8 protein-coding genes are annotated in these 17,757 nt (G+C 35.9%); 3 read left to right on the plus strand and 5 right to left on the minus strand.

Annotated elements, in window-relative coordinates; translation table 11 throughout:
* Positions 1 to 14 precede the first annotated feature (14 nt).
* The 5 genes from asnS to ERCILAFE3058_RS00540 all read right to left on the minus strand — a co-directional run bounded on the left by asnS (position 15) and on the right by ERCILAFE3058_RS00540 (position 8,920).
* The gene (gene asnS / locus ERCILAFE3058_RS00520; protein WP_157989548.1) at positions 15 to 1,403 is read right to left on the minus strand and encodes an asparagine--tRNA ligase; all 1,389 of its coding nucleotides are present in this window, start codon (positions 1,401 to 1,403) and stop codon (positions 15 to 17) included.
* A gap of 888 nt (positions 1,404 to 2,291) precedes the next feature.
* A complete protein-coding gene (gene rlmB / locus ERCILAFE3058_RS00525; protein ID WP_157989549.1) occupies positions 2,292 to 3,038 on the minus strand; it encodes a 23S rRNA (guanosine(2251)-2'-O)-methyltransferase RlmB in 747 nt (248 codons plus the stop codon).
* 385 nt (positions 3,039 to 3,423) lie between these two features.
* Positions 3,424 to 5,715: a ribonuclease R gene (gene rnr / locus ERCILAFE3058_RS00530; protein WP_157989550.1), complete on the minus strand. Its 2,292-nt coding sequence runs from the start codon at positions 5,713 to 5,715 to the stop codon at positions 3,424 to 3,426.
* Positions 5,716 to 6,162: 447 nt separating this feature from the next.
* Complete coding sequence (locus tag ERCILAFE3058_RS00535) at positions 6,163 to 7,461, minus strand: adenylosuccinate synthase (RefSeq protein WP_157989551.1); 1,299 nt, start codon at positions 7,459 to 7,461, stop codon at positions 6,163 to 6,165.
* Between the two features lie 265 nt (positions 7,462 to 7,726).
* A complete protein-coding gene (locus ERCILAFE3058_RS00540; protein WP_157989552.1) occupies positions 7,727 to 8,920 on the minus strand; it encodes an amino acid aminotransferase in 1,194 nt (397 codons plus the stop codon).
* A 2,231-nt stretch (positions 8,921 to 11,151) separates the two neighbouring features.
* On the opposite strand from ERCILAFE3058_RS00540, the gene icd reads away from it, so the two are divergent.
* From icd to uvrD, 3 genes are all read left to right on the plus strand, one after another.
* Positions 11,152 to 12,405, plus strand: coding sequence for an NADP-dependent isocitrate dehydrogenase (gene icd / locus ERCILAFE3058_RS00545; RefSeq protein ID WP_157989553.1), 1,254 nt, complete (start codon positions 11,152 to 11,154; stop codon positions 12,403 to 12,405).
* 331 nt (positions 12,406 to 12,736) lie between these two features.
* Positions 12,737 to 13,681 carry an oxygen-dependent tRNA uridine(34) hydroxylase TrhO gene (trhO, locus tag ERCILAFE3058_RS00550; RefSeq protein WP_157990040.1) on the plus strand — a complete coding sequence of 315 codons (945 nt, stop codon included), beginning with the start codon at positions 12,737 to 12,739 and terminating at the stop codon, positions 13,679 to 13,681.
* Positions 13,682 to 15,147: 1,466 nt separating this feature from the next.
* Positions 15,148 to 17,325, plus strand: a complete 2,178-nt coding sequence (gene uvrD, locus ERCILAFE3058_RS00555; protein WP_157989554.1) for a DNA helicase II — start codon at positions 15,148 to 15,150, stop codon at positions 17,323 to 17,325.
* Positions 17,326 to 17,757 lie beyond the last annotated feature (432 nt).

The following is a 17,757-nucleotide window of genomic DNA, read 5'->3' on the forward strand; positions in this document are numbered from 1 at the left end:
TGCGAAAACGCAAACTAGAAAGAGACGTTACGTGCTGTTCGTGGAAAGGCAATAACATCTCTAATGTTCTTTACCCCTGTTACGTAAGAGATTAATCGTTCAAAACCTAGTCCAAATCCTGAATGCGGAACTGTACCATAACGACGTAGGTCACGATACCACCAATAATCGTTTATAGACATACCCATTTCTACTAAACGCATATCTAATATATGTAGGCGTTCTTCTCTTTGGGACCCACCAATTATTTCCCCAATGCCAGGTGCTAAAATATCCATAGCAGCAACAGTTTGACCATCATCGTTGAGACGCATATAAAATGCTTTTAGTTTTTTGGGGTAGTGTTTTATGATCACTGGTGCTTGAAAATATTGCTCAGTTAGATAGCGTTCATGCTCTGATGAAAGATCTAATCCCCATTGCACTTTTTGAGTGAAATTTTGTTTAGATGATATTAGGATATTAATTGCATCATCATAATTTATTATTGTAAATGGAGTGATGAGGCAATGCTGCAAACGCATAATAGCATCTTTATTAATTCGTTCTGCAAAGAAATCCATGTCATCAGCGCGTTCACGAAGAACTGCCTGAAATACATATTTAAGCATGATTTCTGCAAGATTTGCAATATCTTCGAGGTTAGAAAATGCTACTTCTGGTTCCACCATCCAAAACTCTGCTAGATGACGACTGGTATATGATTTTTCGGCACGGAAAGCGGGACCAAAAGTATAAATTTTTGAAATAGCACTAGCGTAAGCCTCGCCATTTAACTGACCAGAAACAGTTAAAAATGCTTCTGTTCCAAAAAAGTCTGTGTCGTAATTGATGTTTTCTTTGTTTGTACGAGGTAGGTTTTCCATATCTAAAGTAGAGATACGGAACATGTCACCCGCACCTTCAGTATTTGATGCGGTAATTAGTGGTGTGGCGACCCAGAAAAAGCCTTGCTCATGAAAAAAACGGTGTAGAGCTTGCGCTAAGCAATGACGTACACGCGCTACTGCTCCAATTATATTAGTGCGTGGCCGTAGATGAGCTACTTCACGTAGATATTCAAGACTATGCTTTTTAGCGGCTATGGGATAGCTATCTGGATCATCTACCCAACCGATTACCTTAATATTAGTTGCTTGTAACTCCAAGACTTGCCCTGTCCCTGGTGATTTTACCACCTTTCCTGTTACGACTAATGAGCAGCCTGTTGTGAGACGTAATACATCAGATTGCTCATGTTTTACGATAACTTGAATAGAGTCAAAGCAAGAGCCATCATATACAGTTACAAATGAAATACCAGATTTCGAATCTCTACGAGTACGAACCCAGCCACATATAGTAACTATGTTGTTTATAGTCACTCGTCCTTGTAGGATATCGGTTATAGGAATACAAGTCATACAATCCTCCTGGAATTAAGCGTCGCATGTGTAAGAATATTCGGTGTTATTGCATCTCTAATATTTTACTATTGGTTAGCGCGCTGTATTACTTAATGATTAGATGTGAAAACGGATCAGGTGGAGGCATCATAGATAGCGCTATCATAGATACTATAGTAATTTAATGCAAAAGGTGATGTGATCATGGATACTTGTAAGATGCATAAGAGCATCACGGAAAGTCTATCACTATATATAATAGCAATGCATTTGTGTGTATTTTAAATAAAAATTTTTAGTATGTGTTGTCGTACTATATCTATATATTTGCGGATATTAGAGCATTGATATATGTTATATATCAATTACCTAGTGAGACTACGATGACGCGATAAGGTTATCTGAAATAGTCACATTACTCGGCTTGGGTCAAATATGGTTAGACATAGTGTCAATTATGTGGATTTTCGTCTATCAGGGATAATAAAGACAATTCTAGAAGATACTGAGCATCTTAATATTGCATATTTTAGACTGAAGTGACTATATTAGATCATTTATGGAAGCATTAGATGTGATTAAGAGCGTGTATTTTCATATATTTCAAATGGCATTTTATTTATAGTATTCGTATATGGACTCCGCATTTTTAATATTATGAAATCTGTACTACTTGTTGCCGATGACTAAGCAGTCACACAAGATCCATTGCCATTTTATTGTATATCTTTATTCTAATATTAGAATCGATGCGATGCGATGCGTAATTAATAATACTAGTCCCAGTTTGTTATCTGTGTAGACGTAGTAAAATGTATGGGATGCTTACATGATGAACCGGTTGATATTCCTTAGAATGCTTACTCTATAGATCGATACTTCTAATATATGATCATATCAAGTTATTTACTTTATTTGTGTTAAGATGCGTTGTCTCATGGCTTCATAGAGACAGATACCTGTTGCCACTGAGACATTAAGTGAAGAAACACTTCCATACATGGGAATCCGGATGATTTCATTACAGTGTTCATATGTTAAACGCCTTATGCCTTTATCTTCTGCACCCATCACTAACGCGATAGGTCCTTGCATATTGCTTTGATAAAGAGTGTGATTAGCTTTCTCGGTGGTTCCAATAATCCAGATATTGTGTTTTTTTAATATGCGTATTGTTCGTGCTAAATTAGTAACATAAATCAGCGGTATATGTTCAGCTGAACCACTAGCAACTTTTATTACTGTGGAATTTAATTTTGCGGAATGGTTTTTGGGTAAAAGAATAACATCGGCTCCTGCAGCATATGCGCTACGTATACAAGCACCCAGATTATGTGGATCAGTGATTCCATCTAAGATTAATAAAAATGGATTTGGGAGTTTAGATAATAGTATAAGCAGGTCATCTTCTTGGAATTGTCGTATCGGTGTTGTATAGGCTATAATTCCCTGATGCACAGCGCCTTCTGATTGATGATCTAGCGTTTTTCTGTGCGCGAGATTAATGCTTATTTTATTTTTTTTGATTAATTGTAGTAGATGCTGTAAACGGATGTTGTGATATCCTTTAAGAACTAAGACTGTTTTAATCCGTTGTGGAGAGTTTTCCAGTATATTTTGTATCGGGTGAATTCCAAAAACTATTTGACTCATTTTTGAATGCTTACAGTGATGGTAATGTGTCGATCTTTAAGTTATAAGATCAATAATAAGAAATAGCGTATCGTGCATACTTTGTGTCTCTTTGCAGAGAGAGATTGTGTTGCCAATATTCTTATACCACATATATACGCAATTTGTATTAGTAAATACCTAACTTTTAGCGATAGGCGATTGGATTTTTTATTGCTATACATGCATAATGTTCAGATGTGATCTATGCAATGCTATTATTTCTGTCTTTTCTGGTAAAAAGGTAAGGGAATAGTGGTCATGTTATGTTTATCATCCTTGCCGGAATATTGTTCTGTATTTCTCTTGAATTTGAGTGTATTTTCTACAGTTTTGATTGATTCAGAAGTTATTTTTTCTGTATTTCCTATTGATTCACAGAATGTTTTTTGGATCTACGATTTTTAATGATTGTTTTTTTATGATGTTTTTTTAAGCTTTTTGGTAAATACTCCGGTAATATTTTATCTGTACTTAGTGTTAAAGTGATCCTGCGTTCCTCTATGTGGACGCTATCTAAACGTACTTGTACTATATCTCCCAGACGATAAATGGGGCTTCCTCCTGGTTCTCCGATTAAACGTTGTCCCACGGAATCAAATCGGTACTGGCGATTATCAAGTGTAGATATATGTACTAGTCCATCAATAAAAAGGTCATTCAGCCGTACAAAGAAACCAAAATTAGCGACACTCGAGATAACACCACTAAAGATTGAGCCCACCTGATCTTGCATAAAGTCACATTTTAACCAATCAGTGACATCACGTGTAGCTTCATCAGCACGACGTTCTGTCATAGAGCAATGTTGACCAAATTGTAACATTTGCGATATTGTATAGTGATACCCTCCGGTTGTTATGGAATGCTTTTGTAAGTCTTTTGGGTCTTTTTCTTTTGCCAATAGGTACTTAATGGTACGGTGTAAAAGAAGGTCAGGATAGCGACGGATAGGGGAGGTGAAGTGTGTATACGATGCTAATGCTAACCCAAAGTGTCCGCGATTTTCTGAATCATAGACTGCTTGTTTCATAGAACGTAATAGCATAGTTTGTATCATGTCATGATCTGGGCGCCCACTAATTTGTTTGAGCAATTCTGAGTAATCTAAGGGGCGTGGTTGATCTCCACCTAGTAGTGTTAACCCTAATTCATGGAGAACTGAGCGCAAACTTTTAACGTTATCGTCTATCGGTTGGTCGTGATCACGAAATAATACTGGTTCACTATGTTTTTCAACATATCGTGCTGCTGCAATATTAGCCAGGATCATGCATTCTTCTATAATCTTATGTGCATCGTTGCGTACCATTTTTTCAACTCGCTCAATGCGCTGATGCGCATTAAAAATAAATTTTGCTTCTGCAGTATCGAACATAATGCCTCCGCGTGTTTCACGAGATTTCTCTAACGCTAAATACATACAGTGCAGCTCATCTAAATGTTTTACTAACGGCGCATGATTTTTTCTTGATTCTTTGTTGCCATGTATAATGTTCCATGCTGTATTATAAGTCAGTTGTGCAGCAGAGTTTATGACAGCTTCGTAATGCTTATAGCTCACTAATTCTCCATCTGCAGAAATGTTCATTTCACACGCTACGCATAGACGGTCCACTTTTGAGTTTAGTGAACATAGTGTAGTAGATAATACCTCCGGAAGCATAGGCACTACTTTTGATGGAAAATATACAGAAGTTCCGCGATGAAGCGCTTCATCGTCTATAATAGTACCGGGTCGAACGTAATAACTTACGTCAGCAATAGCAACCCATAAACGCCATCCTCCACCTTTCCTGTGTGCGCAAAATACTGCATCATCGAGGTCACAAGCATCCTCTCCGTCAATAGTGACAAATGGCAAATTTCGTAGATCAATGCGATCATTTTTAGCATGTTCAGGAACTTCTGAATGTAATAATGCATTTGTTTTTTCTATCTCTGGTGACCATAGATAAGGAATGTCATGGGTGCGCAATGCGATATTAACTGCCATGGCAGTGTCCACGCTGTTGCCAAGCACTTCAATGATTTTACCTTGAGCTTGATTGCGATATGTCGGACGTTGTGTGAGCTCTACTACCACTATGTAACCTAGGTATTTGCTGAGAACGTTGGTATCACGAATTAGAATCTCAAATCTCAAACGATTGTCATCTGGAATCACATAATCGCCTTGAGTATTGTTACAGTATCGCCCTACAATATGTGTATTCCGTGGTTGAATCACACGAATCACACATGCTTCTCGACGCCCTTTACGATCTGCATCCATGCCTTGTGCAAGTACGATATCTCCATGTAAGCATAGTTGCATCTGTGCTGCAGAAAGATAGAAGTCGTTTTTTTTACCTTCTACGCGCAAGAAGCCAAAACCATCGCGATGCCCAAGCACCTTTCCTTGTAATAGATTACATTGTTCCGGTATCAAATAACCTTTGCGACGAGTAAAAATTAGCTGTCCATCGCGTTCCATAGCTCTTAAGCGTCGTTTGAATGCTTCTAGATTTTTTTTGCCATGAATCACCAATGCTTGTGCTAGCTCATCACGACGCATTGGTTGTTTTCTTTTTTCTATGAAAGTAAGTATGCATTCCCGGCTAGGAATTGGATTATCGTATTTTTTAGCTTCGCGTTCGTGAAATAGGTCGTGTAACATCAAGGTTTCTCCATTCTTATCTGTTAAGTAAAGATCATTTATTTATTATCGTGCAGTAAAAGGGCATGATGGTCTTCAGACAGATTATTCAAGGAGTATGGTTCACGTTTACGAAAAAAATGTTTTCCTAATTTAAGGCAGCATAGTACAATATATATACTCTATAAGCGCGTTTATATGAAGAGGTCAGTGTAACATCCGTAAGCCGTACCATTATAAAAAGATGAGCGGTATGGTGATTAGAATATATAGATGATGGTACTTTTGCTTTAAAGTCCTGCTAATAACCTTAGTAATATACAAGATTATAAACTTAATATTTTAGGAGGTCTATGTATTATAGATATGAATATGAATAATCAGCGTTTATAACAGACAGGAAGATTATAGCATTTTTGTGATATGAATGAGAGCTTAACTGAGAGAACCATGCTAGTCTAGAATCGCTTAGGCATCAAATGGGTTACGGAGCATAATTGTTTCACTACGATCTGGTCCGGTAGATATGATATCAATGAGAGTTCCTGTCACCTCCTCAATGCGTTGAATATAGTTTAGGGCTTCCTGCGGTAATAAATTTAAACTTTTTATTCCAAATGTAATGGTATCCCACCCTGGTAGGGTTTCATAGATTGGTTCAATGCCCTCCCAACTTTCAGCTGTGAAAGGTGTTACTTGTACTTGACTTCCATCTTTCATTCGATAAGCTACACATATTTTAACCTCTTTCAGTCCATCTAATACATCTAGTTTTGTGATACAAAACCCTGAAAGAGAGTTAATTTGCACTGCTCTACGTACTGCTACTGCATCTAGCCATCCGGTACGTCGACGACGACCGGTAGTTGTGCCAAACTCGTTGCCTTTCTTGCAAAGAAATTCACCAGTATCATCAAATAATTCTGTGGGGAAAGGTCCTGCACCCACACGGGTAGAGTAGGCTTTGATGACCCCTAGAATATAATCTATATGGCGCGGGCCTATACCAGTACCAGGTGCTACCCCCCCTGCCGTGGTTGTGGAGGATGTAACATATGGATAAGTACCATGGTCGATATCTAATAGCGCACCCTGAGCGCCCTCAAAAATAATACAGTCGCCCCGTCTCTGCGCATTTTCTAGTAGCGCAGAGACATCAACGGCCATTTTTATCAGGCTGTCAGAAGTGGTCATGATATTGTTCAGTGCTGTGCGGTAATCAACGGCCTTCGTTTGATAGTAATGAACTAGCTGAAAATTATGATATTCCATTGCTATCTTGAGTTTTTCTGCAAATGTCTCTTTGTTAAATAAATCCCCTACTCTTAGCCCTCGTCTTGCTATTTTATCCTCATAAGCGGGACCAATTCCACGACCTGTAGTGCCGATTGCCTTTGCGCCTCTTTTGTTTTCTCGTGCGAGATCTATAGCAATATGAGAGTCTAGTAATAGAGGACATGCTTCAGAAATAAATAGAGATTCTCGAACTACTTGTCCTTGTTTTTCTAGATTCTGTATTTCTTGCATGAGTGCAGAGGGGGATAATACCACGCCATTTCCAATAACGCTGATTACATTTTTGTGTAAGATTCCAGATGGAATTAAATGTAAGATAGTTTTTTTTCCATTGATCACGAGGGTATGACCTGCATTATGCCCACCCTGGTAACGTACCACATATTGAGCTCGTTTAGTTAAGAGGTCAACAATTTTACCTTTTCCTTCATCACCCCACTGGGTTCCGAGTACTACCACGTTTTTACTCATGTTACGAAGTCACCCATGTCTTCAAAGAATATCATCATTATTAATTCTTCTTTTATATCTTGAATTAGTTTGAAAATACAAGAATTTTACTTAACCGTATCCTTTCAACCTACTTTATATGTTTACTATATAAATTGTCGCTAATAACCGATGTGGTGTTAAAAAGTCTACCTTTCTCACAGTAATCGCTATTATTGTATAAGAGATATCATAGATCATGTTCTAAAATGTATCATGAATGGACTTTTAATGTATCATCACTATATCATAGCACAGTGGTGAGTGCTTCGCATATAGGTGATATATTATCGTGTGTAATACCTGCTATATTGATACGCCCTTTTGGTACTACATAAACGCCAAATTCATTACGCAGACGAAGTACTTGATTAGGTGTCAGGTGAAATAAAGAAAACATACCGGTTTGCGTGGTAAGAAAGTCAAAATTAAGCGTTCTGGTCTTCATTTGGAGATTCTTTGCCAATAGTTCGCGCATGTTTTGGATGCGCTCTCGCATAGTATTAAGCTCTTTTTTCCATTCAGCACGTAGATCGTTATTATGAAGAATAGTAGCAACAACTGCTGCTCCATGAGATGGAGGGCTAGAATAATTAGCTCGAATGGTTGATCGAATATGACTAAAAGCAGCATCAGCTACTTTGCTGTGACTGGCAATAATGCTTAATGCACCTACACGTTCACTATACAAACTAAAGTTTTTTGAATATGAGCTGCATACTATTAGTTCCGGGTGTATGGAGGAAAAAGTACGAAGACTTTTCACATCCTCTTCTAGTCCTAGAGCAAAACCTTGATACGCAAAGTCAAATATTGGTAGCCAACCTTTATGCAAGGATAAATGAGCTAAATATTTCCACTGTTCAGTAGATGGGTCGATGCCAGTGGGATTGTGGCAACAACCCTGTAAAAGTATGATATCACCAGGCTGAGCAGTATGCAGACTGTCTATCATAGCCTCGAAGTTAAGAGTATTAGTAATAGGATTACAATAATCATATTCAGCTACTTGAAATCCAGCAGCAGTAAAAATATTTCTATAATTAGGCCAGCTAGGATTACTAATCCATATTTTTTTTTTTGCGTGCATTTGACTAGCAAGAAAGTCTATTGCAATACGGAGCGCTCCTGTACCGCCTGGGGTTTGCGCAGTGCGTATGCGCTTTTGCGCTATTAGTGGATTAGACGCCCCAAAGAGAAGCTCTTGAATATAGAACCCAAAACTGGACAGCCCTTCTATATTTAGATAATTTTTGGTTTTTTCATTTTCTTGAAGAAATATTTCGGCTTTTTTTACACTCGACAGAACGGGCGTCTTTCCGCTGTGATCTTTATATACCCCAATTCCTAAGTTAATTTTATTACGATATGTATCGGTGTGGAATGCATCATTTAAGTCTAAAATAGGATCCTTTGGTGCCGTAGTGATGAGTTCAAACATCGTGTGCAATCCATTAAAATATATCGTTACGTTATATCTACCAATCTAAAAACTGATTATTGATTTAGTCTATACCATATATTATATGTAGATTGGTTCTTGTAATAAAAGTTAGAATGTTTTTTTAAATTTTAAAATATTATCAAAATGTTTTGGTCAAACATGATGTGTGATTTTGAGTAAACTCAAGTGCAATTTAATATAGTTTTTATAAATAACAGTGGCGTTTGAAGACTGATTTTTTAGTATACTATATTCTGTATTGCGGTGGCAATTTGATATTTCTAGTATCAGTTCAATGCTAAAACTTTATATAATGTTACATTGTATGCTTTTGCGATATTTTTTCTATGGAAGGAACGCATGAGAACTATCAGGGGTTATCTAGACATTTAATCATCATATTATTAATTTAGTGTGGCTTATGGTATGTATCTTCATTTGTATGCGTTAATTATCTTGATAAGATATCTTATCATGGTCTATAATGCAATGATATACCGTAATAAATTCCTCTGGAAATAAGACAATAAGAAGACTATCAGATTAATTACAATAATAGTGTGAGATTCCAGTAAGTATGGGTATATTCTGGGAACTTTAAGCGACATACATGAGCAATAACACTAGGAATAAAATAATTTTGACTTTATTTTCCTTTATGTCACTTTAATGAATAAATAGTATGTATAGCGCGATGCATTGACTAGAAAGATATCGATAGACCACAGCAGCGTTAAGGAATTCTCTTGGCTATCGTAGTATTTGTACCGCGCTAATATTGAAGTTTTAGTGTACTCAATACTGCCTAAATGGCCATACAGATCCGATCTCTCAAAAGTGATAGATTAGTTGGAAATACTATGCATGGTATTCGACTATGGTGTGCAAGGGAAACGAAGAGCGGTCTGAAATTTAATGGTGTTTTTTATTCACTGGTCATAGTATATAAAAGTTATGATTAGTGATGTTTCTGCTAGTAATACGTTATGTTGATTAATTAAATTAATACACTGCACTAGGAAGTTATATCCTTGGTATGCTGTTTGTATTTACGATGGATGTATACGCGATTAGCTATTAGCTCCATGTATGTACGACTACATAAGGAGATATAGAAGAGATATCTTGAGATTAGATTCTCTCTTAAACATTCAAAACTACTACCATGACATAATACAACTTATTTGTGTGGGTATCGTGTATATCATATATCATGAGGGTTATCATGTGATATAGAATACCCGTATATGTCTATATTATGATTATAAAATATATTATGATACATCTATACCTAGATATTCTATTCTAATCATACTGAGGTAATAATGGAGGTAGTAAATCAGTACGCGGGTTATATGACAATACTGTTGTGTGGTGTAATACGATAGGAATATATTATAATCCGGCAATTAATATAGGCTTGCTTCTGCAACCGGTTTTACTCGTTGTGTATGATAAGTAAGTAGTTTTACTGCATTGTATGAGCAGTAAAGGAGACATTACTACAGATCATGGTTTGGTTTCGTATATTACTTTTAGTGTTCATACTTCCTTTTTATTCAGAGTTATATCTAAAATGTAGTCTAACGGTATATATTAGACTTTTCATTCATTTTAATAAGCATATATGAGCTAGAGATATGCTGTGTGTAAGTGGATAAATTGATTCTGTGGGAATCATATCATTATACTCACGGTCGTGTTTAGCACGTTTTAGCATAACAAATACCTCTGGATATAATTTCTTTGAATTTTGTTAAGCTAACTCATAGGTTTAGTTTTATAGTTACAGACAGACATCACAATCATTTAAGTAAGGTGTATAGGATTGGCAGCCCATGAGTATACTGTGACAGGTGTATCTGTGATATTAATCATCCAGTATGCCCAGTATATTGCATGATAATCTTAGATCATCTTAAAAATAGTGTGTAGATTATTATAACAATATATGTATTATTTATGCTGTAAAAGTCAGTGTTTCAGAACTAAGTAGGTAGAGTTTACGCAGCAACGATCCCTAAAAATATTATGCATAATATATATAGCAGTTATCATTATGTAACAAGTTTTTTTGTGAAAAAGCGTGGTGTATTGTATAGATAATAGCTCTATGACTTAGTCTATATCTCTTATTCATTGCTATGGTATATAGCATGCTATATTTATCGGTCAAGCAAGGTTTAGTACTTACAATTTATTACGTATGCTGATGCATAGGAAAAGGTATGAAAAGTCATGTATGTATTCCTTTAGAAGGTAAGAAAATTAACTTTATACAGGGCAGTTTGAATATACCAGATCATCCCATTATCCCTTTTATTGAAGGTGATGGTATCGGTATAGATATTTCTCCGGTAATGAGAAAGGTGGTCAATGCTGCAGTAAAGAAAGCGTATGGTGGTCAGCGTTCTATTGCCTGGATGGAAGTGTATGTTGGTAACAAGGCAGTGGAGTTATATGGTCAGGATTCTTGGTTACCAGAAGAAACGCTTTCTTTTATTAAAGAATATCATATTGCTATTAAAGGTCCATTGACTACTCCTGTAGGGGGAGGGATTCGTTCTTTAAATGTTGCTTTACGCCAGTTGTTAGATTTGTATATTTGTTTACGTCCTATACGTTATTATGTGGGTACACCTAGTCCTGTAAAGCATCCAGAAGATATTGATATAGTTATTTTTCGTGAGAATTCTGAAGATATTTATGCCGGAATTGAATGGGCAGCTGGTACGCAAGAAGCAGATACAGTTATTGCATTCTTACGTCAGAAAATGGACGTACAGAATATTCGTTTTCCAGAGAAGTGTGGCATTGGCGTGAAACCTTGCTCAGAGGTTGGGACTAAACGTTTAGTACGTGCTGCCATTCGATATGCGCTTAATAATAATCGTGATTCTGTAACATTAGTGCACAAAGGTAATATTATGAAGTTTACTGAAGGTGCATTTAAAGAGTGGGGTTATCAGGTTGCGATAGAAGAATTTGGTGGTGTACGAATGGATAGTGGTGCATGGGTAATGATTAACCATCCAGACACTACTAAAAAAAGAGTTGTGATTAAAGACGTGATTGCTGATGCGTTTTTACAACAGATATTGTTACGTCCAGCTGAATATGATGTGATTGCGTGCATGAATCTCAATGGTGATTATATTTCAGACGCTGTCGCAGCACAAGTTGGTGGAATAGGTATTGCGCCAGGTGCTAATATTGGTGAACAATGCGCAGTTTTTGAAGCGACTCATGGCACAGCACCAAAGTATGCCGGTCAAGATAAAGTCAACCCCGGATCAATAATCCTTTCAGCTGAGATGATGTTACGTTATATGGATTGGGTGGAGGCAGCAAATCTCATTATTCAAGGTATGGAAAGGACGATTGCTTCTCGATCTGTGACTTACGATTTTGAACGCATGATGAAAGGCGCAACATTGCTTAAATGTTCCGAGTTCGGCGAAGCTGTGATTAAAAACATGTAATTGGCATCCAATAGAACAAAAATTACATGCAATCACTGCATTTAATGGATGTATAATAAGTAGAATACGGATTCAGAGTATTAAGTAACTTAGCAAACATTAAAAATAGGTGGAGTGTTTACTGTGTAGTGTAACGTGTACATTTTTAAACACGTAATTTGTATAATGTAGTAACTCATTTCATCAAAGATTGCATGGAAGTTTTAGTGCTTTGATTCCATATTATTATCTAATAAGTTTCATTAAAACTAAGTGGATAAAATATATTTCACTTTATATAAAAATATAAATATATTGAAAATATTAACATGCAGGATAGATGAATAAAATTATGGCAGTGTTACATAATATAATCTCAAATAAAGAGCTACAGGCTCGCTTATTAGTAGAATCGGAGGCACGCATCACTGTTTCTTTTTATAAATATTTTACTCTGCATGACCCGATTGCTTTTCGAGATGCTCTGTATTTGTCACTTTCTAGGTTAAGGGTTTTTGGGCGTATCTATATAGCTCAAGAAGGAATTAATGCCCAGGTAAGTGTACCACATAGCTTATATTCAAGAATGAAAGATATGTTATATGTTTTTCATCCTAGTTTGTCGAATCTACAGATGAATATATCGCTCGATAATACTAGGCAATCTTTTTGGGTTCTACGTATAAAAATACGTACACAAATTGTAGCAGATGGTATTACTGATGTTAATGTTAATACAAGTGACGTTGGTGTTTATATAGACGCGCACACAGTAAATACATTGCAGCGTGATGCAAGGGCAGTTTTTGTAGATATGAGAAATGATTATGAATATGCCATAGGACGCTTTCGTAAATCTTTAGTAATTCCAGGACACACTTTTCGTCAACAATTATTAAAAGTGATTGCGATTCTACAAGAATATAAGGGTAACCCTATAGTTTTGTACTGTACTGGCGGGATTCGCTGTGAAAAATCAAGTGCCTGGATACGCCATCATGGGCATAAGAATGTATATCAAATTCAAGGTGGTATTATTAACTATGTGCGTCAAGCTCGTATTCAGGGCTTACCAGTATATTTTATAGGAAAGAATTTTGTATTTGATAAACGCATGGCTGAATGTGTTTCACAGGATGTGATTGGATATTGTTATCAGTGTGGCGAGAAAAATGACAATTATATCAATTGTCGTAACGATTACTGTCATAAACTTTTTATTCAGTGCTCGAAATGTGCTGAGGAGTTTAATTTTTTTTGCAGTAGGGTGTGTATGGAAAATAGTAATTTTATCTAAAAAGAGACTTAAAAAAGCAGTATGTTGCATGCAAATTCTATGTGAATCATAGGTAGATATGATCAATGTTTATGTATATTATTATGCGTTCTTTATAGTAGCGATTTATATCAGACATAAGTCACAGAATGTACTGGCGTTTGTTATTAGAACAAGTATGAGATGTATGATTGACAACAGGTATGTCCATGTGTGATATAAAATATTATTAGATGGTATATATATGTTATATGTGACATACGTTTATTTTAATATTACTAATTCATAGTGTAATCGTAAACTGTAATGCTAATGCATTTAACGGCGTAGAGTGTTAAGCCCATAGTAGTATGTACCATACCCTAACAACGGTATGAATGAGATTCTATTCTATGACAAATATTTTAATCACTTCTGCTTGATTTATATTATAAATCACCGCACTTTGTTTTTATCCTGAAACCACTTGTTCTTTTATTCATACTATCTTATTTTTATTAAGTATGAAATAAAGCAATTTTTTTCAAATTGTACTCTGTGTAATGGTGATGTTATTTTTCAGTATATTAGAATTAGATCATAGACCCCATGACTATTAATTAGTTTTCTTACATATGTAGTAAGTATATTTTATTCCGGGTATGTATGTGATGCTTTGTGGATTACTGATATAGCTGGATGTATCACAATTTGTATCTTTGTATGCACGTATACATATACAGCTAGAATTTATTAGATTGCTTCCGTAGATGTTATAGAATTATCCTAGGAAGTAGAAAATAGTATCATTATCACATTATACACCTCAAGAAACAGAGTTGTGTTATTAATCCACTATTATATATAATAATAGTGATCAAAATATCATTAATATTCTAAGTACACTAAGATCGTCTGCGGGAGTTATGGTAAGTACATATCATTAAAGCATATAATACAACTGATATTGTACAGTATTATAGAAAAATTACTCCTGACATTAGGAGTGAGTGATGCGCATATAGTAACGATACTAGTAAGTGTGACGATGACATTCAATGCAACAAGCACGTTTTACGCATGCTGGACAAGAAGTTATCGTTCTGTTTGAGAGGTAGATGATAAGTATACTTCAGATAAGGTTCTTTTTATGGATTATTATGATGTGAGATATCTACAATTTTTGTTTTATGAAAAATAATAAACATAATAATTGTTATCTGAGTGTATTCTATTTTTATACGGCACGTATGTGATTTCTCGTTCTAGAAAGAAATAGAATCTTTGATTCTTGTGTTAACGCAATCTGCTCTTTTTGGAATTTTACACCAATAATATATGTGAGAACTGAGTAAGAGTCGAAATACGGTTGTATATACAGTACAATATAGGTACTAATACTATTTTAAAACTTGAGAAGCGAATATAGCATTTCTAATGAAAAATAATATCAAATTGCTTATATTCTTACTAATGGTAAATGGTACTCACATATTTTGTGATGTGGTATGAATATTCATCGCTTATGCTTGTTTTTAAATAACCAACAACGTGCGGCTGTATCTGCACCGCGTACTAATTTTTTGGTTTTAGCCGGAGCTGGTAGTGGTAAAACACGTGTATTAGTGCACCGTATTGCTTGGTTAATCGAGGTGGAAAAATGTTCTCCTCAGTCCATTTTAGCTGTTACTTTTACTACTAAAGCAGCTGAGGAAATTCGAGAGCGTCTCGAAGAGTTAATTGGATTGCTTCAAAATTCTATGTGGATTGGGACATTTCATTCCTTATCTCATCGTTTTTTATGCAGCCACCATATTATGGCTAATTTACCAAAAGATTTTCAGATTATCGATACTGAAGATCAAATGCGTTTACTAAGACGCTTAATTCAATCCATGAATCTAGATCTCAAACAGTGGACGCCTCGCCAGGGCCTTTGGTACATTAATACAAATAAAGAGAAAGGTTTGCGTCCTAACCATATTCACAGAGTTTCTTACCCTATAGAAAAAACATGGCTACGTATTTATCGGGCATATCAAGATACCTGTGATCGTCTTGGATTAGTAGATTTTTCTGAATTACTTTTACGGGTCTATGAATTATGGAGGAGTCATCCAGCAATCCTGGATTATTATCATAGAATATTTAATACTATTTTAGTAGATGAATTTCAAGATACTAATAATATGCAGTATGATTGGATGCGTTCTATTTCTGGTAAAAGTAGTCATGTGATGATTGTTGGGGATGATGATCAGTCAATTTATGGATGGAGGGGTGCCAAGATTTCCAATATGCAGAGTTTTCTGAAAGATTTTCCATTGGCCACTGTTATACGTCTTGAGAGAAATTATCGATCCACATCTAACATTCTGGAAGCTGCTAATATTTTAATTTCTAACAATAATGGTCGGCTGGGAAAAAAATTATGGACTAATCTTGCGTGTGGAGAATTAATTACAACTTACTGTGCTCGTGATGCATTTGATGAAGCTTGTTTTGTAGCAGATGGCATTCAAGTATGGGTACAGAATGGTGGTTTGTTGTCTGAATGTGCTGTATTATACCGTAATAATGCTCAGTCTTTAGAAATAGAGAAGGTACTATCACAGCGAGGGATTGTATATCAAGTTTATGGCGGCATGAGGTTCTTTCAACGACAAGAAATTAAAGACGCAATTGCTTACTTGCGTTTGATTGCGAATCGTAATGATGATTTATCTTTTGAGCGCATTATAAATACTCCCACAAGAGGGATTGGCATCCGCACATTAGAGGTGATTCGACAGTTATCACGCGAGTACGATCTCCCTTTTTGGGAAGCCAGTAAAAAATTATTAAAAGATAAAGCGCTGGCCTCTCGATTAGCCTCGACGTCTTTGCAAAGTTTTATGGAGTTAGTGGACTCGCTGGAAGAAGTTACTCACACCATGCCGTTATATGCACAAATAGAACGGATGTTGAAGGATTCAGGTCTTTGGCTGATGTATTTACATAAGAACGGTGAAAATGGTCAAAGGCGTATCGAAAATTTAAAGGAGCTCATTAACACTACTAGACAGTATGATAGTCATCATGCACTTTATGATAAGCATGAGGTGCCCTTACGGGCATTTCTAGCGCAATCTATGCTTGAAGCAGGTGGAGGATCAGTGCACAAATCTCAGGATTCTGTGCGGTTAATGACTATGCACTCTTCTAAAGGTCTTGAGTTTGCTCAGGTTTTTATAATTGGAATGGAGGAGGGAATTTTTCCTGGTCAAATTTCTTTAAATGACGCAGGTGGATTGGAGGAAGAGCGTCGTCTTGCCTACGTTGGAATCACTCGCGCGATGGTCAAGCTAACGTTAACTTATGCTATTAATAGACGACTATATGGTCAGGAATGTCTTCATGAACCATCTCGCTTTATCGGTGAAATACCGTCTAAGTATATAAAAAATGTGCATTATAGTGCACGAGCTACTACAAATATACCGTATCATTATAAGGGTACAAACACTGTAAGTATGGTAAGTAATAATGATGTGCGAATCATTCAACGTGTTCAACATGAAATATTTGGCCTAGGAACTGTAATGGATACGATAGGATGTGGTAAAAAAAGACGTATACAGGTCAATTTTGATGATTATGGTGTTAAATGGCTACTTGCTTCTTATGCTAAATTAAAATTGTCGTAATCCTTGTATGATGGATTGTGTTCATAGATATATATTTTATTGTTGCAATTAAGAAGGTAGAGGGGATCTATAAAGGGATAACATAGATAGAAATCTATATTGTAATCTTGATAGGTTTTGTAATAGTCTCTATAGAGATGTTATTGTTGAGATATATAGCAGAAAGGTTGTGAAAGAATTTCTTTGATTTATCATATCAGGTACGTTATTGGATACTAACTGAGTATTACCGACTGCATCCACAAATCTATTACATATTAAGGGTTTTGAGTTTAACATTTCTTTTATTGTGATAAATAATCATGCATTTGAAGTGTATGATCTACTGATGGATGTATTATTAGTTCATTGATTCTGGGTATAGAAGATGAAAATCTGACTAGATCTAGTATCCTGCTTCGTTAGTGAAGGGTTGATAAATGTATATATTTA

The sequence above is a fragment of the Candidatus Erwinia haradaeae genome (assembly GCF_900698955.1).
Taxonomy (GTDB): Bacteria; Pseudomonadota; Gammaproteobacteria; order Enterobacterales; family Enterobacteriaceae; genus Erwinia_E; species Erwinia_E haradaeae_G.

Excerpts from the sequence above, each read along its gene's own strand:
- ERCILAFE3058_RS00535 (WP_157989551.1), bottom strand. The coding sequence starts at position 7,461 with ATGAGTAAAAACGTGGTAGTACTCGGAACCCAGTGGGGTGATGAAGGA.
- ERCILAFE3058_RS00540 (WP_157989552.1), bottom strand. The coding sequence starts at position 8,920 with ATGTTTGAACTCATCACTACGGCACCAAAGGATCCTATTTTAGACTTA.
- trhO (WP_157990040.1), top strand. The coding sequence starts at position 12,737 with ATGGCAGTGTTACATAATATAATCTCAAATAAAGAGCTACAGGCTCGC.
- uvrD (WP_157989554.1), top strand. The coding sequence starts at position 15,148 with ATGAATATTCATCGCTTATGCTTGTTTTTAAATAACCAACAACGTGCG.
- rlmB (WP_157989549.1), bottom strand. The coding sequence starts at position 3,038 with ATGAGTCAAATAGTTTTTGGAATTCACCCGATACAAAATATACTGGAA.
- rnr (WP_157989550.1), bottom strand. The coding sequence starts at position 5,715 with ATGTTACACGACCTATTTCACGAACGCGAAGCTAAAAAATACGATAAT.
- icd (WP_157989553.1), top strand. The coding sequence starts at position 11,152 with ATGAAAAGTCATGTATGTATTCCTTTAGAAGGTAAGAAAATTAACTTT.
- asnS (WP_157989548.1), bottom strand. The coding sequence starts at position 1,403 with ATGACTTGTATTCCTATAACCGATATCCTACAAGGACGAGTGACTATA.